General features: G+C 73.4%; 24 protein-coding genes. 17 read left to right on the forward strand and 7 right to left on the reverse strand.

The genetic code is table 11. The features are described 5' to 3' along the window. Window positions 1-140 precede the first annotated feature (140 nt). From BSB02_RS34415 to BSB02_RS34425, 3 genes are all read left to right on the forward strand, one after another. Complete coding sequence (locus BSB02_RS34415) at window positions 141-818, forward strand: response regulator transcription factor (protein ID WP_084965183.1); 678 nt, start codon at window positions 141-143, stop codon at window positions 816-818. Further along, window positions 815-2,218, forward strand: a complete 1,404-nt coding sequence (locus tag BSB02_RS34420) for a sensor histidine kinase (protein WP_084965184.1) — start codon at window positions 815-817, stop codon at window positions 2,216-2,218. The genes BSB02_RS34415 and BSB02_RS34420 overlap by 4 nt, the downstream gene beginning before the upstream one ends. Window positions 2,219-2,289: 71 nt before the next feature. After that, window positions 2,290-3,369 (forward strand): serine hydrolase domain-containing protein, encoded by a 1,080-nt coding sequence (locus BSB02_RS34425; RefSeq protein WP_084965185.1) that lies wholly within the window; start codon window positions 2,290-2,292, stop codon window positions 3,367-3,369. A gap of 8 nt (window positions 3,370-3,377) precedes the next feature. Here BSB02_RS34425 and BSB02_RS34430 read toward each other — a convergent pair whose 3' ends face one another. Beyond that, complete coding sequence (locus BSB02_RS34430; RefSeq protein WP_084965186.1) at window positions 3,378-4,829, reverse strand: purine-cytosine permease family protein; 1,452 nt, start codon at window positions 4,827-4,829, stop codon at window positions 3,378-3,380. A gap of 103 nt (window positions 4,830-4,932) precedes the next feature. On the opposite strand from BSB02_RS34430, the gene BSB02_RS34435 reads away from it, so the two are divergent. After that, complete coding sequence (locus BSB02_RS34435) at window positions 4,933-6,507, forward strand: PucR family transcriptional regulator (RefSeq protein WP_084965187.1); 1,575 nt, start codon at window positions 4,933-4,935, stop codon at window positions 6,505-6,507. 4 nt (window positions 6,508-6,511) lie between these two features. Here the strand turns inward: BSB02_RS34435 and BSB02_RS34440 are convergent, their stop codons facing one another. The 3 genes from BSB02_RS34440 to BSB02_RS34450 are packed head-to-tail and all read right to left on the reverse strand — an operon-like array spanning window position 6,512 to window position 9,187. After that, complete coding sequence (locus tag BSB02_RS34440; protein ID WP_084965188.1) at window positions 6,512-7,378, reverse strand: polysaccharide deacetylase family protein; 867 nt, start codon at window positions 7,376-7,378, stop codon at window positions 6,512-6,514. A gap of 38 nt (window positions 7,379-7,416) precedes the next feature. After that, window positions 7,417-8,556 carry an oxidoreductase gene (locus BSB02_RS34445; protein ID WP_084965189.1) on the reverse strand — a complete coding sequence of 380 codons (1,140 nt, stop codon included), beginning with the start codon at window positions 8,554-8,556 and terminating at the stop codon, window positions 7,417-7,419. Between the two features lie 16 nt (window positions 8,557-8,572). Continuing rightward, the gene (locus BSB02_RS34450; RefSeq protein ID WP_084965228.1) at window positions 8,573-9,187 is read right to left on the reverse strand and encodes a DUF1989 domain-containing protein; all 615 of its coding nucleotides are present in this window, start codon (window positions 9,185-9,187) and stop codon (window positions 8,573-8,575) included. Window positions 9,188-9,330: 143 nt separating this feature from the next. Here BSB02_RS34450 and BSB02_RS34455 point away from each other — a divergent pair, with 143 nt between their 5' ends. From BSB02_RS34455 to BSB02_RS34465, 3 genes are all read left to right on the forward strand, one after another. Next, on the forward strand, window positions 9,331-10,587 hold the full coding sequence (locus BSB02_RS34455) for an amidase family protein (protein WP_206185041.1): 1,257 nt from the start codon (window positions 9,331-9,333) through the stop codon (window positions 10,585-10,587). A 323-nt stretch (window positions 10,588-10,910) separates the two neighbouring features. Next, entirely contained in the window at window positions 10,911-11,483 is a 573-nt protein-coding gene (locus BSB02_RS34460) for a pyridoxamine 5'-phosphate oxidase family protein (protein WP_240506926.1), read from the forward strand. Window positions 11,484-11,496: 13 nt separating this feature from the next. Further along, the gene (locus BSB02_RS34465) at window positions 11,497-12,786 is read left to right on the forward strand and encodes a globin domain-containing protein (protein WP_084965191.1); all 1,290 of its coding nucleotides are present in this window, start codon (window positions 11,497-11,499) and stop codon (window positions 12,784-12,786) included. A 155-nt stretch (window positions 12,787-12,941) separates the two neighbouring features. On the opposite strand, the gene BSB02_RS34470 is transcribed toward BSB02_RS34465, so the two are convergent. Next, on the reverse strand, window positions 12,942-13,391 hold the full coding sequence (locus BSB02_RS34470) for a pyridoxamine 5'-phosphate oxidase family protein (RefSeq protein WP_084965230.1): 450 nt from the start codon (window positions 13,389-13,391) through the stop codon (window positions 12,942-12,944). 103 nt (window positions 13,392-13,494) lie between these two features. On the opposite strand from BSB02_RS34470, the gene BSB02_RS34475 reads away from it, so the two are divergent. Further along, the gene (locus BSB02_RS34475; protein WP_084965192.1) at window positions 13,495-14,043 is read left to right on the forward strand and encodes a GNAT family N-acetyltransferase; all 549 of its coding nucleotides are present in this window, start codon (window positions 13,495-13,497) and stop codon (window positions 14,041-14,043) included. On the opposite strand, the gene BSB02_RS34480 is transcribed toward BSB02_RS34475, so the two are convergent. After that, on the reverse strand, window positions 14,040-14,393 hold the full coding sequence (locus tag BSB02_RS34480) for a DUF488 domain-containing protein (protein ID WP_084965193.1): 354 nt from the start codon (window positions 14,391-14,393) through the stop codon (window positions 14,040-14,042). The two genes, BSB02_RS34475 and BSB02_RS34480, sit on opposite strands and share 4 nt — an antisense overlap. A gap of 150 nt (window positions 14,394-14,543) precedes the next feature. Here BSB02_RS34480 and BSB02_RS34485 point away from each other — a divergent pair, with 150 nt between their 5' ends. Genes BSB02_RS34485 through BSB02_RS34500 form a run of 4 tightly spaced genes read left to right on the forward strand, consistent with a single transcriptional unit; the run spans window position 14,544 to window position 17,831 of the window. Continuing rightward, window positions 14,544-15,026 (forward strand): SRPBCC domain-containing protein, encoded by a 483-nt coding sequence (locus BSB02_RS34485; protein WP_240506928.1) that lies wholly within the window; start codon window positions 14,544-14,546, stop codon window positions 15,024-15,026. After that, the gene (locus BSB02_RS34490; protein WP_084965195.1) at window positions 15,026-15,541 is read left to right on the forward strand and encodes a metalloregulator ArsR/SmtB family transcription factor; all 516 of its coding nucleotides are present in this window, start codon (window positions 15,026-15,028) and stop codon (window positions 15,539-15,541) included. Before BSB02_RS34485 ends, BSB02_RS34490 begins: the two co-directional genes overlap by 1 nt. Before the next feature lie 9 nt (window positions 15,542-15,550). After that, a complete protein-coding gene (locus BSB02_RS34495) occupies window positions 15,551-16,390 on the forward strand; it encodes an AraC family transcriptional regulator (protein WP_084965196.1) in 840 nt (279 codons plus the stop codon). 31 nt (window positions 16,391-16,421) lie between these two features. Next, the gene (locus BSB02_RS34500; protein WP_206185042.1) at window positions 16,422-17,831 is read left to right on the forward strand and encodes a pyridoxal phosphate-dependent decarboxylase family protein; all 1,410 of its coding nucleotides are present in this window, start codon (window positions 16,422-16,424) and stop codon (window positions 17,829-17,831) included. A 7-nt stretch (window positions 17,832-17,838) separates the two neighbouring features. On the opposite strand, the gene BSB02_RS34505 is transcribed toward BSB02_RS34500, so the two are convergent. Beyond that, window positions 17,839-18,705, reverse strand: coding sequence for a PaaX family transcriptional regulator (locus BSB02_RS34505; protein WP_084965197.1), 867 nt, complete (start codon window positions 18,703-18,705; stop codon window positions 17,839-17,841). A gap of 105 nt (window positions 18,706-18,810) precedes the next feature. On the opposite strand from BSB02_RS34505, the gene BSB02_RS34510 reads away from it, so the two are divergent. Genes BSB02_RS34510 through BSB02_RS34530 form a run of 5 tightly spaced genes read left to right on the forward strand, consistent with a single transcriptional unit; the run spans window position 18,811 to window position 23,937 of the window. Then, complete coding sequence (locus tag BSB02_RS34510; RefSeq protein WP_084965198.1) at window positions 18,811-20,148, forward strand: MFS transporter; 1,338 nt, start codon at window positions 18,811-18,813, stop codon at window positions 20,146-20,148. A 49-nt stretch (window positions 20,149-20,197) separates the two neighbouring features. Continuing rightward, window positions 20,198-21,106 carry an SDR family oxidoreductase gene (locus BSB02_RS34515; protein WP_084965199.1) on the forward strand — a complete coding sequence of 303 codons (909 nt, stop codon included), beginning with the start codon at window positions 20,198-20,200 and terminating at the stop codon, window positions 21,104-21,106. After that, the gene (locus BSB02_RS34520; RefSeq protein WP_084965200.1) at window positions 21,103-21,978 is read left to right on the forward strand and encodes an amidohydrolase family protein; all 876 of its coding nucleotides are present in this window, start codon (window positions 21,103-21,105) and stop codon (window positions 21,976-21,978) included. The genes BSB02_RS34515 and BSB02_RS34520 overlap by 4 nt, the downstream gene beginning before the upstream one ends. A gap of 4 nt (window positions 21,979-21,982) precedes the next feature. Further along, window positions 21,983-23,482, forward strand: coding sequence for an acyl-CoA synthetase (locus BSB02_RS34525; RefSeq protein ID WP_084965201.1), 1,500 nt, complete (start codon window positions 21,983-21,985; stop codon window positions 23,480-23,482). Next, the gene (locus BSB02_RS34530) at window positions 23,479-23,937 is read left to right on the forward strand and encodes a MaoC family dehydratase (protein WP_084965202.1); all 459 of its coding nucleotides are present in this window, start codon (window positions 23,479-23,481) and stop codon (window positions 23,935-23,937) included. Before BSB02_RS34525 ends, BSB02_RS34530 begins: the two co-directional genes overlap by 4 nt. Window positions 23,938-23,941 lie beyond the last annotated feature (4 nt).

Consider the following 23,941-nt stretch of genomic DNA (forward strand, 5'->3'; position numbering starts at 1 on the left):
AGGAGAAGGCCCCGGCCGTCCCCGGCGGCGGCGACATGGACTTCTAGCGGCATGCCGGTGGACGGGTACGGCGGCGGCGCCCGAGGGGCGGAGGTCCTCGTGACCCGCCGGCCGTGCCTGGACCGGCATAAACTGCGGCGATGACCGGGTACCGGATCCTGGCCGTGGACGACGATCCGGCCATCCTGCGTTCGCTCCAGCGCGGCCTGCGGCTTGAGGGTTTCGCCGTGGACACCGCCGGCTCCGGGCGGCAGGCGCTGGAGCGGGCGGCGGAGCGGCCTGACGCGATCATCCTCGACGTCTCCATGCCGGGGATCTCGGGTATCGAGGTGTGCGGCCGATTGCGGGAAGCCGGGTCGCAGGTGCCGGTGCTGATGTTGTCGGCCATGGACGAGGTGGCCGACCGCAGGGCCGGGCTGGCGGCGGGCGCCGACGACTACGTCGTCAAGCCGTTCGACCTCGGGGAGCTGGTGTTGCGTCTGCGGGCCCTGTTACGCCGCGCCGGGCGTGCCCCGGGCACGGCGGTGCGCGTGGGGCCGCTGCTCGTCGAGCCGGACGCGCGCCGGGTGACCGTGCGCGGCCGCGAGGTGGAGCTGACGCGCCGTGAGTTCGACCTGCTGGAAGTGCTGGCCCGCAACGCCGGCATCGTGCTGTCCCGGTCCGTGCTGCTGGAGCGGGTCTGGGGTTACGACTTCGAGGTGACGGACAACGCCGTGGACACCTTCGTCGGGTACCTGCGGCGCAAGCTGGAGGCGGACGGCGAGCCGCGCATGCTGCACACGGTGCGCGGTGTCGGGTTCGTGCTGCGGGAGCCATGAAGCTGTCCACACGCTTCGCGCTGTGCCTGGCCGTCGCCGTCCCGCTGCTGGTCGGGCTGGCCGGGCTGGTCGTGCTGGGGCTGGCCTCGCGGGACCTGCGCGCCCAGCGCGACGACCAGCTGGCCGTGCGGCTGCGAGCGCTGGCCCCGATGGCGGCCTCGTATGCTTGGCGGCCCCGCGTGCTGCCCGCCGTACCGCCGGACTTCCTCCAGCAGCGGCTGGCCGCGGCCGCCGGCACCGGCGGGGTCTGCGTGGCGGCCGCGGACGGCGAGAAGCTCCTCGTCATGGGGGATGTGCCGGGCACCCTTCCGGCCGGTTCCGGCCCCGGCGACCACGCCGAGGGGCAGCGGCGCTGGCGGTTCGCGGCGGCCCCGCTGGGGCGGCAGGGAGCTGCACGGCTGATCCTGTTCGAGCCGGAGGAGCGGCTTTCCGGCCAGATCGCTCTGCTGGGGCAGCGGCTGGTGTCCGTCACGCTGGTCGCGGCCGGTGTGGGCGTGGTCTCGGGGCTGGGGCTGGGCAGGTTCGCGGTGCGGCCGCTGTCGCGGCTGAGCAGGCAGGCACGTTCGATCGACACGCCTTCCCGCACGCAGACCCGCCTGGTGACCACGGCCGGCGTCACGGAGATCGACGAACTGGCGCGCCTGCTGAACGACCTCCTCGACCGGCGCGACGCGGCCGTGACCCGTACCGAGGAGGCCCTGCAGACCGCTCGTGCGTTCGCGGCCACGGCCGCGCACGAGCTGCGCACCCCGCTCACCAGCATGGGCGCCAACCTCACGCTGCTGGACCACCCCGAGCTCCACCCGGAGGATCGCGCCGAGATCATCGCCGACCTGGTCGCCGAGCACGGCCGCGTCCAGCGGCTCATCACGATGCTGCACAGGCTCGCGCGCGGTGAGCTGCTCGATCCCTCCGCCTTCGCCGAGACCGACCTGACCGAGATCGTCAGTGAGGCGGTCGAGGAGGCGCGGCGCCGCCACCCGCACGCCGTGATCACCGCCCGCGTGGCGGACGGCGTGCTGGTGCGGGGCTGGGCTGAGGGCCTGCGCCTGGTGGCCGACAACCTGCTCGACAACGCCGCCGTGCACGGTGCCGACGGCTCCGGCCGGGCCGCGATCGTCGTGACCCTGGACGCGGGCGAGGAGATCGTCCTGGCCGTGCAGGACGCAGGCCCCGGGATCGCGCCAGGGGAGCGGGAGGAGATGTTCGCCCGCTTCCGCCGCCGCCCCGGCAGCCCCGGCTCGGGGCTCGGGCTCACGCTGGTCCGGCAGCAGGCGGCCCTGCACGGCGGCACCGCCACGCTGGGCGCCTCCCTCGAGGGCGCCGGTGCGCGTGCCGAGGTACGCCTGCCGCTGGTCGGCTGCGAACCCCCGTACTCCGTGCAGTCATGGGTGACATAGCCGCTTTGCCAGAGAAATGCCAGAAAGCCGCGTCACCATCCCGCCGGAGCAACCCTTCGGAGGAGATGACAATGCGCATCACCCATTACGCCATCGCGCTGGCGCTGGCGCCGGTCATGACGGGCGCGACCGTGACCGCGGCCTCGGCGGCCTCGGCCTCGGCCTCGACCGCAACCGCCGACATACTGCGGCCGTCGACACACCCGGTCGAACTGCGCAGCGCCCCCAGAAAGCTCTCGGTGACCTACACCTACCAGGGCCGGGAGCACACCCTGGACGACTTCCTCGCCCGTACCAAGACCAACGGCTTCCTCGTCCTCGACGGTCAGGACATCGTCGTCGAGCGTTACACCGGCGCGCGCCGTACCACGCGGTTCCAGTCCTGGTCGGTGGCCAAGTCGTTCACCTCGGCCGCCGTCGGCATCGCGCTCGGCGAGGGCAAGATCCGCTCGATCGACGACCCGGTGGACCGGTACCTGCCCGAGCTGGCTCGCTCGGGCTACGCCGGGGTGTCCATCCGGGAGCTGCTGCACATGTCGTCCGGCATCGCCTGGGACGAGGCCCGCGACGTGCCCCGCCTCCATGCCGCCGCCGGCAAGGGCTACCCGATCAGGAAGATGGCCGCCCGTCAGGAACGCGGCTGGGAGCCGGGTAGCCGGTTCGAGTACACCAGCATGAACTCCTTCGTCCTGGCCCGCCTCGTCACCAAGGCGACGGGCGTGCCGTACCACGACTACGTGGAGCGCAAGATCTGGCGGCCCGCCGGCATGGAGTCCACGGCCAGGGTGGACGGCGACTCCCACGGCGACAGCCTGGGCTACTGCTGTTACCACGCCACCGACCGTGACTTCGCCCGCTTCGGCCTGCTCTATCTGCGCGGCGGCAAGGCGGGCGGCCGCCAGGTCGTCCCGGCCTCCTGGGTCAGGGCCTCCACCACGCCGTCCCCGGCCAACCCGCGCTACGGCCTGCACTGGTGGCTCGGCGGGGACGGGGACTTCATGGCGGCCGGGTTCGGCGGCCAGTACGTCTACGTCTCGCCGCGGCACGGCGTGGTCATCGTCAAGTCGACCGTCTCCGGGGGTCGTCCCGACCAGGAGGAGGCCCTCACGGCCTTCCGCGCCGTGGCGGCGGAGGTGGCCAGGACCCGCTGACGGCGGGTCTACTCGCGCGGGCTGCTCGCCGCCGGCGCGGGGGCGGCCCGCCGCACCCGGTGGCGCCGCCGGGCCGCGGCACGCACGCTGAGCAGGTAGTACAGGCCGCCCGCCACCAGGCTCCCCGACAGCCACGAGAAGTCGGTGTTGTCCATGGCCCGCGCGATGGGCCCCTGCGTGGCGGGCACCATCCCGTATTCCCAGCTCCAGGCCGCGACCAGCCCGAGCACCAGGCTGATCATCGCCTTCCGGTTCACCGGCCCGTACGGCGAGGCCGCCTCGCCGTACAGGGAGGCCACCTCGACCCGGCCCCTGCGCAGGACGAAGAAGTCGACCAGCACGATGCTCGCCCACGGGCTGATCCAGACCAGGATCGACACCATCCAGTGGTCGAACGCCCTGGCGAAGCTGTCGGCCTGGACGAAGACGGCCAGCACGGCGGAGGCCACCGTGCCCGCGATCAGCGTGAGCTTCCACCGGGCGATCCTGATGCCGACGGACAGGGCGGCCAGCGAGCAGGAGTAGAGGTTGAGGATGTTGGTCGCCACCGGCCCGTGCATGATCAGCAGCAGGACCGGGACCGCCATCACCCCGAAGGCACTCGTGACCAGGCTGGACGGGTCGCTTTCCGTGCCGGTGCTGGCCAGGTAGGCGCCCAGCGTGGCCAGCCACACCGTGGGCACGTACATGCCGAGCGCGGTGGACCAGAACACGGCGCGGCCGGACGTGCCGACCTTGACGAACCGGCTGTAGTCCGCCGAGTACGGCAGCCAGCTGATGCCCCACCCGATGCCGATCGCCGTGAGCAGCTGCGTGACCGCCGTGAGCTTGGAGCCGGCCGTCGTCGCCGTGGCGGCCGTCCAGTCGGGGTCGACCTGGACGACGGCCAGGACGGTCATGATCGCCATGAGCGCCACGGTGGCGGGGACGGTGTACTTCTCGAACGTGCGGATGGCGTAGAAGCCGTACAGCGCCAGGCCGAGCTGGGTGGCCATGATGATCGCCGCCACCAGGTACTTCAGGCCCGTCCCGCCGTGCACGCCCATGCGGGCGAGGATCGCCAGGACCAGGTCGAGCACGACCCAGGTGTTGACGCCGACCCAGCCCATCGCCAGCAGGCCCTGGACCAGGCCGGGCACGATCGCGCCCCTGCGGCCGAAGGCCGCCCGGCCGAGCACCATCTGGTTGACGCCCGTCCGGTGCCCCATCAGGTTGAACAGCCCGAAAACGGCGCAGCCGACCAGGTTGCCGGCCGCCACCACGACGACGGTCTCCAGCAGGCTCAGGCCGAGCGTGATGCCCAGGGCGCCGAGGACCCAGTTGATGGGGGCGATGTTGGCTCCCGACCAGATCCAGAACTGCTGCCAGGGGGTGGAGTCGCGGGCCTGCGCGGGGATGGGCTCGACGCCGTGGGCGTCGAACCGCACAGCCTCGGCTTGGCCGGTGGTGCTCGCGGTCATGGATCCCTCCTCGTGTGACTGGCACCACAAAAGCACCGTCACCCGGCGCTGAGGAGTGGAGGAAGCTCTAGCACTCGACCGTCTTGATGTTTATATTCACAGCATGTTCACGCTGGCTTCCCTCGCCCGGAACGCCTCGCTCGAACTCCGGATCCTCGTTCCCGGGCCGCCCGGCGCCCTGGACGAGCCCGTGGCCTGGGTGCACAACACCGAGCTTCCCGACCCCTCGCGGTATCTCAGGGAACGCGAGCTCGTGCTGACCAACGGCCTGTGGGCCGAGCAGGCGAGCCCGGCCGAGTTCGTCGCGAACGTCAAGCGCGCCAAGGCGGCGGGCATCGTGTACGGCCTGCGCGCGGAGACCCCGCGCACCCCCGGCGAGCTCGTCGCGGCCTGCCGGGAGGCGGGGCTGCCGCTGCTGGAGATCTCCCCGGCCGTGCCGTTCACCGCCGTCTCGGAGGCGGTCTCGGCGATGTACGCCGACGAGCGGCAGCGCGACCTCATCGGCATGGTGCGCAGGGGAGACGCGCTGGCCACGGCCATCTCGCGGGGAGCGGGCGCCTCCGGCGTGCTGCGCGTGCTCACCAGGGATCACGACCTGCCGTTGGCGGTGATCGACCGCATGGGCCGGGTGCTGGCGGCGGTCGGGGTGGCGCTGGAGGAGCAGCAGGTCCGCGCCGTCGTGGCCGGGCTGTCGCGCCGCCCGCCCGCCCTGGAGATCGACATGGGGTCCGGCCACGCGGCGCTGTTCCCCGTGGGGGCGGTCGGCGACACCGACGCCGCGCTCATCTGCCTGCGCCCCCTGGCCGGGCTGGATCCCGCCGAGCGGGACGCGCTGGAGCAGGCGGCCAGGTTCCTCAGCCTGGAGGTGGCCAAGCAGCAGGCGGTGCAGGCCATCGAGATGCGCTTCGCCGGCGAGCTGCTGGAGATGATCCTGTCGGGCGGCCGGCGGGCGGCGGAGGTGGCGGGGCGGCTCAGGGCGTTCGGGGTGGACCCCGGCGGGCCGCTGGCGGTCTGCACGCTCGCCTTCGCCGGAGAGGAGGCCGCCACGCTGCACGGCCTCGCCGAGATCGTCGCCGAGCTGCTGGCGGCCGACGGCGTGCCGGCCGTCGTCGCGGGAGGTACCCAGGACGTCGTGGCCGTGCTCGCCTGGCGCCGGCCCGAGGACGCGCTGCCCGCGCTGGCCGAGCGCCTGGTCGCCAGCGTCGACAGGCGGTTTCCCGGGCGGCGCCTGGTCGCCGGGCTCGGGGGCGTCGCGGCGCACTCCGCCGAGCTGCGCCGCCCGCTGCTGCAGTCGAGAGAGGCCTGCCGCGTGCTGCGCCGTACCCGGGGAGGACCCGCCGTGCGCGGCTTCCTCGAGCTCGGCACCCACCGGCTGCTGCTGGGCCTGGTGGACCCCGAGGTGCTCGGCGGCTTCTCGCGCGACCTGCTCGCGCCCGTCCGGGAGCACGACGCGCGCCGCGGCACCGACCTGGAGCTGACGCTGCGCACGTTCCTCGACCACGACGGGCATTGGGCGGCGACGGCGGCCGCCCTCCACGTGCACGTCAACACGCTGCGCAACCGCCTGGCCCGGATCGCCGAGCTCACCGGGCGGGACGTCGGGCGCACGGAGGACCGCGTGGACCTGTTCCTGGCCTTCGCCGCCGAAGCCGTCGAAACCGTCGAAGGGGCCGGATGACCCCCTAGTGGGGGTAGACCGCCGGGTCGGCGGGCGGCGCCTGGGGCCGGCGGACCGGCAGGGCGGGGTCGGCCTTGGCGTCCGCCGCCACGTCGCGGCACTGGGCGAAGCGCACGTCCCCGCACTCCAGCGCGTACTCGACGAACCGGCGCAGCGCCATGGCCCGGCCCGGCCGGCCGGACAGGAACGGATGGACGCAGAGGTTGAACAGGCACCGGTAGTGGCGCATCCCGTCCAGCTCGGCACGCCACAGCTCCAGCACCTTGGCCGGCGACTCGATGACCGCGCCCACGTGCGGGGCGGGCAGGAAGGCGTACTGCTCCCAGTCGTCCAGCGACCAGTGGACCGGCAGCTCGACGACCTGCCCGGCGTCCGTCGCCACCTTGTACGGCCGGTCGTCGCCCATGAGCGAGGAGTCGTAGAGCAGGCCGTACTCCGCGACGAGCCCGGCGGTGTGCCAGCTGGCCTCCCACAGCGCGGCGCGATGCCCGGCGATCTCGATCCCCTGGGCGGCGAACACCTCCAGGGCCCGTTCGAAGTCGGCCCGCTCCTCCTCGGGCGTCATCGACGTGGGCGGCCGGTGGCTGTAGGAGTGGTGCGCCACCTCGTGCCCCCGGTCGGCGATCGACTTGGCCAGGCCCGGCCGGTGCTCGGCCACCCACCCGGGGACGAAGAAGGTGGCCGGCACGCCGAGCTCGTCCAGCAGATCGAGGATGCGGGGCAGGCCGACGTCGGGCCCGTACGCCTGGTGCGACATGGTGCTCGCGTGCCGCGCGTACTTCCGCCCCTGGGCGAGGATCGGCGTCTCCGCGTCCACGTCGAAGGTCAACGTCACGACGGCGGCGGCGCCGTGGTGCCAGCTCCCGTTCACGTCCGTGCCCCCTTCCCGCTTCCCGCTTTCCCGCGACGTCAGACGCCGGCCTCGGCGGCCTGGCGCCACTGCCGGGCGTTGGCCAGCGTCGCCATGGGCTCCAGCATCCCATGGTCGAACGGCTCCGGCGGCAGGCCCTCGGCCAGCCGCCGGGGCAGGTCGGGATTGGCCAGCGCGCCCCGGGCGATCGACACCACGTCCGCGTGGCCGTCGGCCAGGACCTGGGCCGCCTGCCGCGGGTCGTGCATGCCGCCGTTGGCGATGACGGGCAGGCCGGTCACGCGCCGCGCCAGACCGGTGATCGTCACCTCGCCGTCCAGGCGCGCGGTCTCGACCCAGTCCCGCCCCTCGCTCGCGATGTGCAGGTAGGTAGCCCCGGCCTCGGCCAGCGCGGTGAAGATGATCCGCGCGTCGTGCGCGCCTCCCGGCCAGCGGTAGGCGAAGTCGTTGACCTTGCCCTGCGACAGCCGTACGCCGACGCAGAAATCGGCGCCCAGCTCGGCCCTGATGGCGGCCACGACCTCGGCGGTGAGCCGCACGCGGCACGCGACCGGGCCGCCGTACTCGTCGGCCCGCCGGTTGGTGTACTCGGTCAGGAACTGGTCCAGCAGGTAGCCGTTGGCGGCGTGCACCTCCACGCCGTCGAACCCGGCCTCGCGGGCGCGCGCCGCGGAGGCCACGAAGCCGCGCACCGCCGCGTCGATGTCGTCCCGGCTCATCTCCTTGGGGATCGGCCAGGGGCCGCGCCCGCCGTACTCGGGCATCATCTCGCCCACGGGCGGCACGGCCGACGGGCCCGCGGTGCCGTCGCGGTAGCGGTTGCCCTGCGACAGGGCGCCGGCGTGCATGAGCTGCAGGACGATCCTGGCGCCCGCGGCGTGCACGCGCTCGGCGATCTCGCGCCAGGCGGCGGCGTGCCCCTCGGTGACGATCCCGGGCTGGTTGAGATAGCCCTGGCTGTAGGCGGTGTCGGTGTAGGTCCCCTCGGTGATCACCAGGCCGAACCCGCCCCCGGCGAACTCGGCGTAGTAGTCGGCCATCTCGGGTGTCGGCGTGCCGTCGGGAGCGGCCGAGACCCTCGTCATCGGGGCGACCGCGAGCCGGTTGGCGAGGTCCAGCCGGCCGATCCGCTCCGGCTGGAGCGCCGGGTGCGCAGGGGAGGCGTGGGATGCGGTCATATGAGGCTCCTTGTGGTCAGTTCAGGTCGGGCAGCAGGTCGACGGCCAGCGGCGTGGGCCGGCCGCCGTTGATCCCCACCAGGTCCTGGGGGCAGGCGGAGACCACGAGCACGCAGTCCATGGCCGCCTGGAAGGTGACGGCGTCCCCCGGGCGGCTCGCCGCGGGCAGCCAGCGCAGCTCCTGGCCGTCGACCGGGATCCGCATGAACACGTTGACCGGCTGCGGCGTGACAGGGACGGCCAGGCCCAGCGACGCCAGGGCGAGGCGCAGGTTCTCCGCGCAGGAGGCGTGGAAGCCCTCGGCCCCGAGCGCGGCATAGCGCGCCGGATCGCAGGCGGCGATCAGCATGTCGTGCCATCCGGGGGAGGTGTCGGACACCAGCGTGAGGATCGGGCGCCGGCGGTCGGTGACGAACTGCTGGCCCACCGCCGGGAAGAGCCGGTTCGTCGCGGCGCGCGTGTGCGAGGCGCTGAGGTGCTCGGTCACGTCGTCGGCGGCGAAGGCGAAGACGTCACCGACCTGCCCGCCTTCCAGGTCGACGATGCTGACGCGCTGACCGGCGGAGAGTCTCAGGGCACGCCCTTCGCGGGCGGGCACCACGGTTCGTCCTCGGGCGGTCATGGGTTCCATGGCGGCCAGGAAACCATCGGGTCCGACGCGCGAGCTATAGATGATCATCTAGCGTTTCTGAGTTTTGCTGTGCTTTTCTCCATCACTGCGGGATCCGCGGTCGTGCTTTCCTGGGACCCAGGAGCCCGCCGCCAGGAGGACACATGCCGACGTGCCGGCCCTATCCGGGCGACGCCATCGGGGAACGGCCGGCGGCCGGAAACCTCGACGCCGTCGCCATCGGGGAGCGGCTGGCGGCCGGGGACCTCGACGCCGCCGAGCTGTGCGCGCAGGCCCTGCGCCTGGCGCGTCGGCCCGAGGCCGTCGCCGTCTTCACCGCACTGACAGCCGGCAGGGCCGAGCGCGAGGCCGGGTCGGCCCGTACCCGTCTCGCCGCCGGCCGGCCCCTGAGCCCCCTCGACGGCGTGCCGGTCGCCGTGAAGGACCTGTTCGACGTCGCGGGCACGGTCACCACGGCGGGCTCGCGCCTGCTGGCCTCCGGCCCGCCGGCCGGGCGGGACGCCTCGGTCGTCCGGCGGCTGGCCGCGGCCGGCATGGTCTGCGTGGGCAAGACCAACCTCAGCGAGTTCGCGTTCTCCGGGCTGGGCGTCAACCCGCACTTCGGCACCCCCGCCAACCCGGGCGGCGGCGAGCCGCTGATCCCCGGGGGATCGTCGTCCGGATCCGCGGTCGCCGTGGCCCTCGGCGTCGTGCCCGTCGCGATCGGGACCGACACCTCCGGCTCGGTGCGCGTGCCCGCCGCCTTCTGCGGGGTGGTCGGGTACAAGGCCAGCGAGGGCCGGTACGGCTCGCGCGGCATGCTGCCGCTCGCGCCCACGCTCGACAGCGTCGGCGTGCTGGCCGCCGCCGTGCGCGACATCGTCGCGACGGACGCCGTCCTCCTGGACGCCCCGCCTCAGGCGCCGGCCGACCGGCCGCCCCGTCTCGTCGTCCCGGCCGGCGAGCTCCTCGACGACTGCACGCCCGCGGTACGGCGCCGCTTCGAGGACTGCCTGGCGCGGCTGTCAAGCGAGGGCCTGCGGGTGGAGACCCGGGACGTGCCCGTGCTGGCACGGGCGCAGGCGCTCCTGGACGAGCACGCCACGATCGTCGAGGCGGAGGCCTTCCAGCGGTACGGCCGGCTGCTGGACAGCGGCGAGCGCGCGCAGGTGGATCCCGGTGTCCTGCGGCGGCCGGCCCGCTTCGCCGTCCGTGGCCGCTACGACGAGGTCAACCGCTGGACCCTGCGGACCACGATGCTGCTCAGCTACCTGGGCATGCCGGGGGTGACGCTGCCCGTCGGCACCCCGGAGAGCGGCCGCGCCGGGTTCCTGGTGTCGGCTCCGGCGGGACGCGACCGGGACCTGCTGGCCGCCGCCGGCCACATCGAGGGCGTCCTCCTCGGCACGAGGCCCGGCTAGACCAGGGGAGGCCGGCCGCGCCCGGTCCCGGCCGGCGAGCATGGTCAGGCGATGGCACTGCCGGCGAAACTACTGTGAATCTTGTCAATAACTCTGACAAATGAGGTTTAATGCCATAAGATCCAACACTCGTTGCGACAGACCGGAAACGGAGCGGTTCTTACCAGATGGGATGGCTCCGGCACGCCTGTGGGGCGTGAGGCCGGTTTCCGCGGTCCGGACCTAGCAGGGGAGCGATGTTGGACGGTTTCTGCGCCTATCCCGGTGCCGGAGAGGACACGCCGCCGCACGGCGGGGGGCGGCCGGGATCTCATGGGGAGCACGTGCTCCAGCGCCTGTTCGCCACCGAGGAGCGCGCCACGCGCTTCTACGAGCAACAGGTCCTGGACCGGCTGACGCCGCACATGAAGGAGTTCATCGCCCGGCAGGAGATGGCCTTCGTCGGCACCGCGGACGCCTCGGGCAACTGCGACACCACCTTCCGCGCCGGCCCGCCCGGGTTCGTGCGGGTGATCGACGACCGGCTGCTGGCCTACCCCGAGTACCGCGGCAACGGCGTGCTCGCCAGCCTGGGCAACATCCTGGAGAACCCCCACATCAGCCTGCTGTTCGTCGACTTCTTCGAGGACCTGGTCGGGCTGCACGTGAACGGCCGCGCCATGATCGTCACCGCGAACGAAGTGCAGCGCCGCTACGGCCTGGACGGCGCGGACCAGACCTCCGGGCGCCGCGCCGAGCGATGGGTGACGGTGGAGGTCGAGGAGGCCTACATCCACTGCTCCAAGCACATCCCCCGGCTGGCCAGGTCCGATCGGCGGCTGAGCCGCCCGGCCACCGGCGACTACTTCGGGGTCCAGGAGACGCGCGCCGGTGCGGTAGAGCAGATCTCCCGCTGAGGCGCTCGCGAGCATGGGTGTCGACATCGCTTCGATCCGCGAGAGCTGGCGGCTGGTCGAGGGCGTGCAGGACAAGGTCGCGGCGCACTTCTACGCCTTGCTGTTCTCCCGCCATCCCGAGGTGCGCGAGATGTTCCCGCCGGCCATGGACCTCCAGCGGGACCGGCTGCTGCGCGCCCTCACCCAGATCGTGCTCGGCCTGGAGCAGACCGAGGCGCTGCACGGGTACCTGGCCCGGCTGGCGCGCGACCACCGCAAGTACGGCGTGCGCCCCGAGCACTACCCCATGGTCGGGCGCTGCCTGGTCGCGGCCATGCGGGCGAACGCCGGCGGCGCCTGGCTGCCCGCCTACGACCAGGCCTGGACCGACGCCTACGACGCCATCGCCCAGGTGATGATCGCCGCCGCGGAGGCCGAGACCGCGCCGCCGTACTGGAGCGCCAGGGTCGTCTCCCACGAGCTGCGCACCCGCGACATCGTGGTGTTCACCGTCGAGCCCGACCAGCCCTACCCGTACCGGGCCGGCCAGTACGCCTCGCTGCAGACCCCGCGCTGGCCGCGGGTGTGGCGGCCGTACTCGATCGCGAACGCGCCGCGGGCGGACAACCTGCTCTCCTTCCACGTGCGCGTGGTGCCCGGCGGGTGGGTGAGCACCGCGCTGGCCTACCACACCCGCCCCGGGGACGTGCTGTGGCTGGGGCCGCCGCAGGGTTCGCTGACCGTCGAGGACTGCGACGCCTCCCGGCTGGTCTGCGTGGCCGGCGGCACCGGCCTGGCCCCGCTCAAGGCGATCGCCGAGGAGACCATGCGGCTGCCGCACCACCCGCAGGTCGACCTGTTCCACGGGGTCCGCCGCCGGGCCGACGCCTACGACCTGCCCGGCCTGCGGGACCTGGCCGAACGGCACGGCCGGATGCGGGTGGTGACGTCGATCTCCGAGGAGGCGCGGGAGCACGGCGTGTCGGAGACCGTCTCCGAGGCGCTGGCCGCCTACGGGGTGGGGCTGGACGCCGAGGTGTTCATCTGCGGCCCGCCGGAGATGGCCGCCGCCACCGTGCGGGTCCTGGACGCCATGGGCGTGCCGCGCTACCGCATGCGCTACGAGGCCGGAGGCCGCAGCCGCGTGGCGGCCGTGCCGAAGGCGGCGGCGAACAGGGCGGCCGCGACGCCGCCCACCGGCCCTGCCGCACCGCCGCGGACCGGCCCTGCCCCGGACCCGCGCCCGCCCGGCGCCGACCCGGCGCCGGATCCCCGTGAGCGGCCCGCCGACTCCCCGCCCTTCCGCGTCTCTCCGTATGTGTGAGGGCGCAGCGAGGATCCCGGACGCGCTCATGCCCTTCCCCGTTGCGCGTCTCCCCGCGCGGCGCCCGCCTCAAAGGCCCCAGAACGGGCCGCTGAGCCCGCCCGCACGGCCTGCGCCGGCTCGCGAGGGCTTCCGGGCGGGACGGGCCGTTTGCGTCATTTGCGGCGGAACGTCCTCACCCCCTCGCCGGGGCGCCACAGCCGGATGACCAGCTCGTCGCCTTCGACCCCGGTGATGACGGCCTCACGGAGGTCGAGACGGAAGGCGTGGAAGTCGCCCGGCGGCTCGGAGCCGGTGGTGTAGGCGCCCTTCTCCGGGCCGGTCACCTCGACGGCCACCCCGGCGACCTTGGCGTCGCCGTCTTTGCTCGGATGGGCGTGGATCGCGCACCGGCCGTCGCGCCGCAGGTCGCGGGCCTTGACCGCGTTGAGCATCGAGCCGAACGACAGGTCGGGGCCCAGGAAGTCGACCTCGGTGCCGCTCACGCGCGGGGAGCCGTCTTTGCGCAGCGTGGCCAGGATGTGCGTCTCGGCCGCCTGGAAGCGGGCCTTCACCGCCGACGCGAGCTCCCCGGCCTCGCTCTCGAACTGTTCCCACCTTGCCATGCCCCGCAGTCTGGCAAGGAGGACCGACAGAAAGCCGTTGCCGACGCCGCCCAGACCGAGGCATGGTTCACTCTCGTGGCCGCCGTCGCCGGAAGGAACCCGCATGATCACATGGCGTCGTCTTCGCGAGGACGACTTCCCGCTGCTGCGGACGTGGCTCCAGCAGCCTCATGTGGCCCGGTGGTGGCACCACGAGACCTCCCTGGAGGCCGTGACGCGCGACTTCGGCCCGGCCGCCCGAGGCGAGGAGCCGTCGGAGGACCTGCTCGTCCTGCTCGACGGACGGCCCCTGGGCCTGGTGCAGCGGTCGCGGCTCGGTGACTATCCGGACTACCTGGCCGAGATCGCCGCCATCACCCCCGTTCCCGAGGGCGCGGTGACGATCGACTACCTCATCGGCGACGCCGAGCAGACCGGTCACGGCATCGGCACGCGCATGATTCGCACGATCGTCGAGCACACCTGGCCGGAGATGCCGGACGCCACCTGCGTCGTCGTCCCCGTGCAGGCGGCCAACCGCGCCTCGTGGCGGGCGCTGGAGAAGGCGGGTCTGCGGCGGGTGGCCGAGGGCGAGCTGGAGCCCGACAATCCCGCCGACGACCGGGCTCACTACATTTACCGCGTCGACCGCCCGGCGCGCGGCGTGGCCTAGGAGCGATCCTCGAGAAGGTAGTCGCGGAGCACCACGGCCTGGTTGTGCTCGGTGTCCCTGGCCGAGTACAGCAGGGTCACCGGACCCCGGGCGGCGGCCTCGCGGAGGGGCCGGACGGCTTCGGGGCGGGCGTCGAGCTCGGCCCTGTAGCGCCTGGCGAACTCGGCGAAGCGCTCGGGCCGGTGACCGAACCACCGGCGCAGCTCGGTCGACGGCGCGACGTCCCTCAGCCAGCCGTCGCAGCGCAGGTCCTGTTTGGCGACGCCGCGCGGCCACATGCGGTCCACCAGGAAGGCCGCTCCCCGGGCGGGGTGGTGGTCGTAGACACGCTGCACGTAGATCGGTCCCATCGCCGCCTCGCGTCCTCACATCCTCATGCGCCGGAGCCCGGGAGGTGCGGGCCGTACGAGAACCATGATGACTCCGCCCGAGCCGGGATCGAAGTGCAACTCCAGGGTTGCGCTTTGAGGAGTTGATGTGCAACTCTGAGGTTGCACTCAATGGCGACAGCGAAGGGAACCCTCATGATGGAGGACCGGATCGAGCGCGAGACCCTGATCGCGGCGCCCCTGGAGCGGGTGTGGCCGCTGGTGGCCCAGCCCGGGTTCTGGGTGGCCGACGAGGGGAGCCTGCCCGGCACCGTGGCCGTGGAAGGAGTGTCGATGGTGGCGCGCAACGCCGAGTACGGCGACTTCCCGGTGCGCGTGGAGAAGGTCGAGCCGCCGACCTATGTGGCCTACCGCTGGGCCAGCGCGTTCCCCGGGGAGGAGTTGCGCGAGGACAACAGCACGCTGGTGGAGTTCACACTGACCCAGGAGGGCGACAAGACGCGGCTGCGCGTGGTGGAGAGCGGGTTCGCGGCGCTGGCCGGGTCCGACGAGCTGCGCCGCCGGGCGTTGCGGGACAACACCACCGGCTGGCCTCAGGTGCTCGACGAGTTCAAGAAGCGCGCCGAGCAGTCGGCTGGACAGCCGTCCGCGTGATGGGCGAACGCCGCGGCGCCGCCCGCCCCGACGCCGACGGGACGGGCGGGACCGGCAGGACCGGCGGAACCGGCGAAGTGGCAGGTTCCGCCGGGGTCGGCGAGGTGGCCGGATCGGCCGGGGCGGTCGACAGCGTGCTGGCCGCGCTGGCCGACCCGACGCGGCGGCGGCTGCTCGACCTGCTCGCCACGTACGGCGAGGCCAGCGCGACGCGGCTGGCCGAAGGACTTCCCGTCTCGCGGCAGGCGGTGGTCAAGCACCTGGCCGTCTTGGAGGCCGCCGGGCTGGTGGCGGGCGGCCGGGCCGGCCGCGAGGTGCGCTACGCCGTACGGCCGGCGGCGCTGGATGCGACGGCGCGGTGGATGGCCGCGCTGGCCGCCGAGTGGGATCGGCGCTTGGCGCGCATCAAGCGCATGGCCGAGGCAGCCGAGCACGACGAGCACGACGAGCGCGACGAGCGCGACGAACGCGACGAGCACGGCCAGGCGGGGCATGACTCCGGGTTTGCCCCATAATCGGCCTTCATGAGCGCCCGATCCGAAGTACGGCTGTGGCGGCTGCACGGGCTCGGCGGCCTCCAGCTCATGCGAGCGCGGTTCGTCCGGCACGCGTTCGCCCGCCACGGGCACGAGACGTTCGCGCTGGGCGTGGTCGAGGACGGGCACGAGGAGATCAGGTTCGCGGACGGCGTCGAGCGGGCCGGCCCGGGGGCCGTGGTGTTCATCAACCCCGAGGTGGTGCACACCGGGGCGGCGCTGGAGGGCGGCTGGCGGTACCGGGTGCTGTATCCGCGGGCGGAGGTCCTGGCCGAGATCGGGGGCGGCCGGGGCACGCCGTCCTTCCCCCGGCGGATCGTCTACGACGCCCGGGCCGCGCGGCTGCTGGTGTGGGCGCACGCCGCGGCCGAGACCGAGGACGCGCTCACCGCGGAGTCGCGGCTGCGCGTCGCGCTGAGGTCGGTGCTGGCCGCGCACGGCTCATCGTCCCCGGCCGCCCCCGAGGAGCAGGCGCGCGGCGGCCATGTCGCACGGGCGCGGGACCTGCTGCACGAGCGGCTCGTCGATCCGCCCGGCCTGGAGGAGCTGGCCGCCGCGGCCGGCACGCGGCCCTCCACGCTGCTGCGGTCATTCCGCGAGGCCTACGGGCTGCCGCCGCACGCCTACCTCGTCCAGCTGCGGGTGCGCCGGGCGCGCCGGCTGCTGGAGCGCGGGCTGCCGCCGGCGGAGGTGGCCGCGGCCGTCGGCTTCTTCGACCAGGCGCACCTGACCCGCCACTTCCACCGGATCGTCGGCGTGACGCCCGGGGCCTACCGGCGTGGCGGCGATTTCGTACAAGCCCCGCCGTACCCGCCCTCCCTAGCGTGACGGGAAACCCCGCACGTCAGGAGGCGCCGTCATGCACCGCACCAGCCAGAGAACCGGCCAGAGCCTGGAACCGGACCGGCAGACCGTCGAGGCGATGGGCCGGGAGATCGTCTCCCGTATCGCCGACTACCTCGACGGCCTGCCCCAGGCGCCCGCCAGCCGGTTCGGCGAGGCCGCCGACGCCGTGGCGCGCATGCTGCAGCCCCCTCCCGAGGAGGGCGGCGGGTTCGACCGGCTGCTGGACGCCTTCCAGGAGGCCGCCGCCCACGGACTGGACCCGTCGAGTCCCGGCTACCTGGCCTACTTCCCGGCCGGCGGGCTGGTCTCCTCGGCGCTCGCCGACGCCTTCGCCCAGGTCCACAACCGGTTCACCACCGTGGCCGACCTGGCTCCCGCGCTGGTGGCGATGGAGCACGGGGTGCTGCGCTGGCTGGCCGGCCTGTTCGGCCTGCCGGAGGGCGCGGGCGGGCTGGTGACCACGGGCGGGTCCCTGGCGACCCTGGCGGCCGTCGTCGCCGCCCGCCACGACCGGCTCGGCGAGGACCTGGCCGGCGCCCGGCTGTACGTCACCGAGCACACCCACTTCTGCGTGGCCAAGGCGGCCCGCATCGCCGGCCTGCCGGCGTCGGCCGTGCGGGTCGTGCCGACCCGGCGGCTGCGCATGGACCCGGTGGCGGCGGCCCGGATGATCGAGGAGGACCGGGCCCGGGGCCTGCGGCCGTTCCTGCTGGCGGGCACGGCCGGCACGACCAGCACCGGGACCGTCGATCCGCTGCCGGAGCTGGGCGAGCTGGCCGCGCGCGAGGGTCTGTGGTTCCACGTGGACGCCGCCTACGGCGGAGGGCTGCGCCTGACCGCCCGCGGCCGGGCCCGGCTGGCCGGGGTCGAGCGCGCCGACTCGATCGTCGTCGACCCGCACAAGAGCCTGTTCCTGTCGTACGGCACGGGCGTGCTCCTCGTCCGGGACCCCGTGACGCTGCGCGCGGCCCACGCCGGCGGCGGCGACTACCTCCAGGACCTGCGGACCGTGGGCGGGCTGCCGGACTTCGGGCACGACGGCCCGGAGCTGACCAGGGAGTTCCGCGGCCTGCGGCTGTGGCTCCCGCTGCACCTGCACGGCGTGGCCGCCTTCCGCGCGGCCCTGGACGAGAAGCTCGACCTGGCCTGGCTCGCCTACCGGGAGCTGGCCGCCGATCCGCTCTTCGAGGTGCCCTGGGAGCCGGACCTGACCGTCGTGGTGTTCCGGCCGCGCGACGGCGACGAGGCCGGCCGCCGGCTGCTGGACCGCGTCAACGCCACGGGACGGATCTTCCTGTCCAGCACGACCGTCGAGGGGCGCTACTTCCTGCGGCTCAACCCCACCGGCCACCGCACCCACGAGGCCGAGCTCCGCGCCGCCCTGGAGCTCATCCGCGACGGCGCCCGCGCCCTGGCCGGGTGAACCCGGCTCAGCCCGGGCCGTCCGCCTGCTCGTCCGGAATCGTGTCCAGCACCTGCGCCGCGATCGCCCTGGCCGCCGGGTCCAGCTCCGCGTACTGCGCGCGGAACACCCGCTGCGCCCGCTCCGCCGGCCAGTCCTCCGGCAGGTGCTCCTGCGGCAGCCGGGGATCCTGCCGGATGACCTGCAGCCACTCCGTCTGCAGCAGCAACTGGCGGGCCAGGCTGTCGGACGGCTCGGCGGGCGGTGAGGGAGTGTCCCAGCGGTCGAGGAAGCGGCGGTAGCGGGCGGCCGCCTCGCGCAGGTCCCAGGCGTCGCGCACCAGCTCCCCGACGTCCGTCGGCGGCACGGCGCGGGCCTGGAAGACCTTGACGTGCTCGGCCGCCTCCAGGCCGTCGAGCAGCGGCTTGACGTCCACGGGCGAGGGGGCGATCCACAGGCCGCCCTGGAGTGCGCCGAAGCCCGCCCACAGCAGGCGCGAGCGCAGCACGTGCCGCTGCCGCTGCCACGACTCCGGCAGCGAGAAGCCCAGCAGCGTCCACGTGCCGTCCCAGTGCGTGTTGACCGCGCCGATCCGCCAGATGCGGAACTCCCCGTCGTGCAGGATCTCCCGGGAGCGCGGGGTGAGCCCCACGTAGACGTTGCGGCCCCGCCGTACCCGGTGGAGCAGGCCGCGGCGCGCCATCCGGCTCAGGGTGGACCGCGTGGCCTCCTCGGAGACCCCGACCCTGCCCAGCACGTCGAGCACGCTGGAGGTGGCCACGTGGACGTGGCGGCCGAGGACGTAGCCGCCGAAGAAGGTCAGCAGCAGCGTCTGCGGGCGGGGCGCGCCGGCGGGCTCGGTCAGGTCGTCCGGAGCGTGGAGATCCTCTGTCACGTTCCCAGGGTAGCCAACCTGATAGTGGGCAACATATTGACGGCAGTCATATATTTGCTTAATTTCGAGGGCACACAGCGGCCACCGAGAGACAGGGACACCGCGATGTCACACCCCTCACCGACGCAGCTCCGCAGAGCCGTGCTGTCCAGCTACCTGGGCAGCGTGATCGAGTACTACGACTTCCTGCTGTACGCCACGGCCTCGGCGGTGGTGTTCGGCAAGGTCTTCTTCTCCAGCCTCGATCCGCTCGTCGGCACCGTCGCGAGCCTGGGTACGCTGGCCACCGGATACGTCGCCCGCCCCCTCGGCGGCATCCTGTTCGGCCACTTCGGCGACCGGCTCGGGCGCAAGCGGATGCTGGTGATCACCATGGTGCTCATGGGCGTCGCCAGCACGATCATCGGGCTCCTGCCCACCTACGGGCAGATCGGCGTGTGGGCGCCGATCCTGCTGGTCGCCATGCGGGTGCTGCAGGGCGTCGCGGTCGGCGGGGAGTGGGGCGGCGCGGTGCTGATGTCGGCCGAGCACGCGACCTCCCGGCGCGGCCTGTGGGCGAGCTTCACCAACGCCGGCGCGCCCACCGGCATGGTGGCTTCCACGCTCGTGCTCACCCTCACCGGGGCGCTGACCACCGACCAGCAGTTCCTCTCCTGGGGCTGGCGGATCCCGTTCCTGCTCAGCATCCTGCTGCTCGCGCTGGGCCTGTTCGTGCGGCTGAAGGTCGAGGAGACGCCGGTGTTCGCCGGTGCCAGGTCGGCGCGCGCCGAGGCCCCGCCACTGCTGGAGGTCTTCCGCCGCTACCCCAGGAACCTCCTGCTCGCCGTGGGCGTCGGGTTCGGGGCGTTCGTCGCCCAGGCCACGCTGACCACGTTCGTCATCACCTACGCGGTCCAGGCCGGAGGGTTTTCGCGCCAGACGGTGCTCAACGCCCTCACGCTGTCCTCGGCGGGCGCGGTCTTCGGCATCATCGGCTTCTCCGCGCTGTCGGACCGAATCGGCCGGCGCCCGGTCGTGCTGGCCGGGGCCGTCGCGATGGCGGCCGTCAGCTTCCTGCTGTTCCCGCTGATCGACTCGGGGTCGGTCGCCCTGCTCACCCTCGCCGTCGTGCTCGGCCAGTCGGTGGCGCACCCGGCGATGTACGGCCCGCTCGCCGCGCTCTACTCGGAGATGTTCGGCACCAGGGCCCGCTACACGGGCGCCTCGCTCGGCTACCAGATCGCGGCCACCGGAGCGGGCTTCGCCCCCGTGGTGTTCGCCGGGATGCTGACCGGCGGCGCCGGGACGCTCGGCATCTCCGCGCTGATCGCGGCCTGCTGCCTGGTCACCGTGGCCTGCATCCTCGCCACGAAGGAGAGCCACCGCGCCGACCTCGCCGCCGAGCCGCCGGGGGCCGCCAAGGAGCCCGCCGCCGCACCGGCCACCCAGCCCGAAGCGGGATAGCCGCCCAGGAGCGGGCATCCCCATCACCACAGTCAACGAAAGGACGTCAGTGGATCTCAACACCAAGGTGGCCGTCGTCACCGGCGCGGGGCGGGGCCTCGGCCGGGCCTACGCCCTCGCGCTGGCCGGGGCGGGGGCCGCCGTCATCGTCAACGACGCCGACGCCGACGCCGCCAAGCAGGTGGCCGGGGAGATCGCCGAGCGCGGCGGCCGGGCCGTCGCCGAGCCGGGCGCCGTGGGGCCGACGGCCGTCGCCGAGGCGCTGGTGGCCCGCGCGGTCGCCGAGTACGGCAGGCTCGACGCCCTGGTGACGAACGCCGGGATCCTGCGCGACCGCGTGCTGTGGAAGATGTCGGACGACGACTTCGACGCCGTCGTCAACGTCCACCTCCGTGGCACCTTCACCTGCGTGCGCGCCGCCGTCCAGCGCATGAGAGAGCAGGGCGAGGGCGGGCGGATCATCGTCGTCGGCTCGCCCGCCGGGCAGCGCGGCAACTTCGGCCAGACCAACTACTCGGCGGCCAAGGCCGCGATCGTCGGCATGGTCCGCACGTGGGCGCTGGAGTGCGCCAAGGCGGGCATCACCGTCAACGCCGTCATCCCCGTCGCCGCCACCGCGATGACCAAGACGATTCCGGCGTTCGCGCCGTACGTCGAGGCGTGGGAGGAGCGGGGCGAGCCGTTCCCTGCGTGGCTGCGCGCCGCCGAGGGGTTCGGCACGCCGGAGGACGTCGCCGCGCTGCCGGTGTTCCTGGCCTCCGACGCCGCGGCGGGCGTGACCGGGCAGGCCATCGGCATCGGCGGCGACCGGCTGTCGCTGTGGTCGCACCCTCAGGAGGTCGCGGTCGCCTACCGCGAGGGCGGCTGGGACGCCGGCGCGATCGCCGCCACCTGGGCGACGGGCGTCGGCCGCGAGCCGCAGACCTACGGCGTCCCCGCGCCGGAGGTCCCGCGATGAACGTCGACGACCTCGTCGCCATCGACGTGCACACGCACGCCGAGGTCTCGGTCGGCGGCCACCCCTCCCTGCCGCCGGACCTCATGGCCGCCTCGGAGAAGTACTTCGGCGCCCACGGCCACCGCCAGCCCACGATCGACGAGATGGCCGCGTACTACCGGGAGCGCCGGATGGCGGCCGTGGTGTTCACCGTGGACGCCGAGCACGCCACCGGCCACCCGCCCATCCCCAACGAGGAGGTCGCCGAGTCCTGCGCCCGCCACGCCGACGTGCTGATCCCGTTCGCCGGCCTCGACCCGTGGCGCGGCCGGGCCGCCGTCCGCGCCGCGCGCAGGCTGGTCGAGGAGTACGGCGTGCGCGGCTTCAAGTTCCACCCCAGCCTCCAGGGCTTCGCCCCCGACGACCGGATGGCCTACCCGCTGTATGAGGCTATCGAGGAGCTCGGCGTGCCCGCCCTGTTCCACACCGGCCAGACCGGCATCGGCGCCGGCGTGCCGGGCGGGGGCGGGATCCGCCTGCGGTACTCCAACCCGATGCTGATCGACGACGTGGCCGTGGACTTCCCCGAGCTGCGGATCATCCTCGCCCACCCGTCCTTCCCCTGGCAGGACGAGGCGCTGGCCGTGGCCACGCACAAGCCGCACGTCCACATCGACCTGTCCGGCTGGTCGCCCAAGTACTTCCCGCCCCAGCTGGTGCGCTACGCCAACTCCCTGCTGCAGGACAAGGTGCTGTTCGGCTCCGACTATCCGGTCATCACGCCCGACCGGTGGCTGGCGGACTTCGACAGGCTGGAGGTCAAGCCCGAGGTGCGGCCGAAGATCCTCAAGGGCAACGCGGCCCGCCTGCTGGGGCTCGCCAAGGAGGGATAGGGCCATGCGCAACGAGGGCATCGGCTCCTGGACGGCCCGCCGCGCCCGCAAGACGCCCGGCAAGCCGGCGGTCGTCCACGAGGACACCCGCCTGACCTACGCCGAGCTGCACCGGCGGGTGTGCCGCCTCGCGCACGCCCTGCGCGGCCTGGGCGTACGGCGGGGCGACCGGGTCGCCTACCTGGGCCAGAACCACCCGGCGTTCCTGGAGACGCTGTTCGCCACCGGCATGCTGGGCGGGGTGTTCGTCCCGCTGAACATGCGCCTGGCCGAGCCCGAGCTGGTCCACTGCCTGAGCGACTCCGGCAGCGGCGTGCTCGTCCACGCCCCGCGGCACGCGCCCGTGGCGGCCGGGACCGTCCGCCACGTGATCGCGGTGGATCAGGGGTACGAGGACCTGCTGGCGGCCTCGCCGAGCGAGCCGATCGACGAGCCGGTGGGCCTCGACGACCCCTGCATGATCATGTACACGTCGGGCACCACCGGCAAGCCCAAGGGCGCCGTGCTCACCCACGGCAACATCACCTGGAACAGCGTCAACGTCCTGGTCGACGTCGACCTGGCCGCCGACGAGGTCACCCTGGTCGTCGCGCCGCTGTTCCACACCGCCGGGCTCAACATGACCTGCCTGCCGACCGTCCTCAAGGGCGGCACGGTGGTGCTGATGCCGGCCTTCGACCCGGTCAGGGTGCTGGAGGCGATCCAGACGCACCGCGTGACCTACATGTTCGGCGTGCCGGTCATGTACGACGCCATGGCCGCCTGCCCCGCCTGGCCCACGGCCGACCTGTCCAGCCTGCGGCACCTCAACTGCGGCGGCTCCCCGGTGCCGCCCGCCACCATCCGCGCCTACCTGGAGCGCGGGCTCGCCTTCAGCCAGGGGTACGGCATGACCGAGGCGTCGCCCGGCGTGCTGTACCTCGCCAAGGAGGACAGCGCGCGCAAGGCGGGCACGGCGGGCGTGCCGCACTTCTTCACCGACGTCCGGATCGTCGACCACGAGCTGCGCGACGTCGGCCCGGGCGACAAGGGCGAGGTCGTGGTCCGCGGGCCGAACGTGATGCGGGGCTACTGGGGGCGGCCCGAGGAGACGGCCCGGGTCATGGCGGGCGGCTGGTTCCGCTCCGGCGACGTCGCCACCGTGGACGCCGACGGCTTCGTGACCATCGTCGACCGCGTCAAGGACATGATCATCTCGGGTGGGGAGAACATCTACCCGGCCGAGGTGGAGGCCGCGCTCCTCGACCACCCCGGCGTGGCCGACTGCGCCGTCATCGGCGTCCCCGACGAGCGGTGGGGCGAGGTCGGGCGCGCCGTCGTCGTGCCCGGGCCGGGGGCTGAGCCGTCCGAGCGGGACCTCCTCGAGTTCCTGCACGGCAGGCTCGCCAAGTACAAGATCCCGAAATCCGTGGTGTTCGTGGCCGAGCTGCCGCGCAACCCCACCGGCAAGATCCTCAAGAAGGCCCTGCGTGCGCGCTACGGGCAGGAAGGCGACACCTCATGACGATCAAGGCGAACGGCCTGGCCGAGCTCCTCGCCCTCGCGGGCAGGGACCTGGGGCACACCGGCTGGATGGAGATCACCCAGGAGCAGGTGAACACCTTCGCCGACGCCACGCACGACCACCAGTGGATCCACGTCGACCCCGACAGGGCGGCCCGCGGCCCCTTCGGCGGCACGATCGCGCACGGCTACCTCACGCTCGCGCTGCTCATCCCGCTGTTCAACGAGCTGCTGGAGATCGGCGGCGTGAAGATGAGCGTCAACTACGGGCTCAACAAGGTCCGCTTCCCCGCCCCCGTGCCGGTCGGCGCCAAGATCCGGCTGCGCGGCGCCGTCGCCGGCGTGGCCGAGGTCAAGGGAAACGGCGTGGAGATGACCCTGGACTTCACGGTGGAGGTGGAGGGCGGCGACAAACCCGCGTGCGTGGCGCAGGCGGTCTACCGCCACTACGCCTGATCGG

It is taken from the genome of Thermoactinospora rubra, assembly GCF_002093975.1.
GTDB classification, from domain to species: Bacteria; Actinomycetota; Actinomycetes; order Streptosporangiales; family Streptosporangiaceae; genus Nonomuraea; species Nonomuraea rubra_A.

What these genes read in the sequence shown, in the direction of transcription:
- BSB02_RS34520 (WP_084965200.1), top strand. Translation starts at nt 21,103, where the DNA reads ATGAACGTCGACGACCTCGTCGCCATCGACGTGCACACGCACGCCGAG.
- BSB02_RS34500 (WP_206185042.1), top strand. Translation starts at nt 16,422, where the DNA reads ATGCACCGCACCAGCCAGAGAACCGGCCAGAGCCTGGAACCGGACCGG.
- BSB02_RS34480 (WP_084965193.1), bottom strand. Translation starts at nt 14,393, where the DNA reads ATGGGACCGATCTACGTGCAGCGTGTCTACGACCACCACCCCGCCCGG.
- BSB02_RS34425 (WP_084965185.1), top strand. Translation starts at nt 2,290, where the DNA reads ATGCGCATCACCCATTACGCCATCGCGCTGGCGCTGGCGCCGGTCATG.
- BSB02_RS34435 (WP_084965187.1), top strand. Translation starts at nt 4,933, where the DNA reads ATGTTCACGCTGGCTTCCCTCGCCCGGAACGCCTCGCTCGAACTCCGG.
- BSB02_RS34495 (WP_084965196.1), top strand. Translation starts at nt 15,551, where the DNA reads ATGAGCGCCCGATCCGAAGTACGGCTGTGGCGGCTGCACGGGCTCGGC.
- BSB02_RS34445 (WP_084965189.1), bottom strand. Translation starts at nt 8,556, where the DNA reads ATGACCGCATCCCACGCCTCCCCTGCGCACCCGGCGCTCCAGCCGGAG.
- BSB02_RS34450 (WP_084965228.1), bottom strand. Translation starts at nt 9,187, where the DNA reads ATGGAACCCATGACCGCCCGAGGACGAACCGTGGTGCCCGCCCGCGAA.
- BSB02_RS34420 (WP_084965184.1), top strand. Translation starts at nt 815, where the DNA reads ATGAAGCTGTCCACACGCTTCGCGCTGTGCCTGGCCGTCGCCGTCCCG.
- BSB02_RS34475 (WP_084965192.1), top strand. Translation starts at nt 13,495, where the DNA reads ATGATCACATGGCGTCGTCTTCGCGAGGACGACTTCCCGCTGCTGCGG.
- BSB02_RS34525 (WP_084965201.1), top strand. Translation starts at nt 21,983, where the DNA reads ATGCGCAACGAGGGCATCGGCTCCTGGACGGCCCGCCGCGCCCGCAAG.
- BSB02_RS34490 (WP_084965195.1), top strand. Translation starts at nt 15,026, where the DNA reads ATGGGCGAACGCCGCGGCGCCGCCCGCCCCGACGCCGACGGGACGGGC.
- BSB02_RS34430 (WP_084965186.1), bottom strand. Translation starts at nt 4,829, where the DNA reads ATGACCGCGAGCACCACCGGCCAAGCCGAGGCTGTGCGGTTCGACGCC.
- BSB02_RS34415 (WP_084965183.1), top strand. Translation starts at nt 141, where the DNA reads ATGACCGGGTACCGGATCCTGGCCGTGGACGACGATCCGGCCATCCTG.
- BSB02_RS34455 (WP_206185041.1), top strand. Translation starts at nt 9,331, where the DNA reads ATGCCGACGTGCCGGCCCTATCCGGGCGACGCCATCGGGGAACGGCCG.
- BSB02_RS34510 (WP_084965198.1), top strand. Translation starts at nt 18,811, where the DNA reads ATGTCACACCCCTCACCGACGCAGCTCCGCAGAGCCGTGCTGTCCAGC.
- BSB02_RS34530 (WP_084965202.1), top strand. Translation starts at nt 23,479, where the DNA reads ATGACGATCAAGGCGAACGGCCTGGCCGAGCTCCTCGCCCTCGCGGGC.
- BSB02_RS34485 (WP_240506928.1), top strand. Translation starts at nt 14,544, where the DNA reads ATGGCGACAGCGAAGGGAACCCTCATGATGGAGGACCGGATCGAGCGC.
- BSB02_RS34470 (WP_084965230.1), bottom strand. Translation starts at nt 13,391, where the DNA reads ATGGCAAGGTGGGAACAGTTCGAGAGCGAGGCCGGGGAGCTCGCGTCG.
- BSB02_RS34465 (WP_084965191.1), top strand. Translation starts at nt 11,497, where the DNA reads ATGGGTGTCGACATCGCTTCGATCCGCGAGAGCTGGCGGCTGGTCGAG.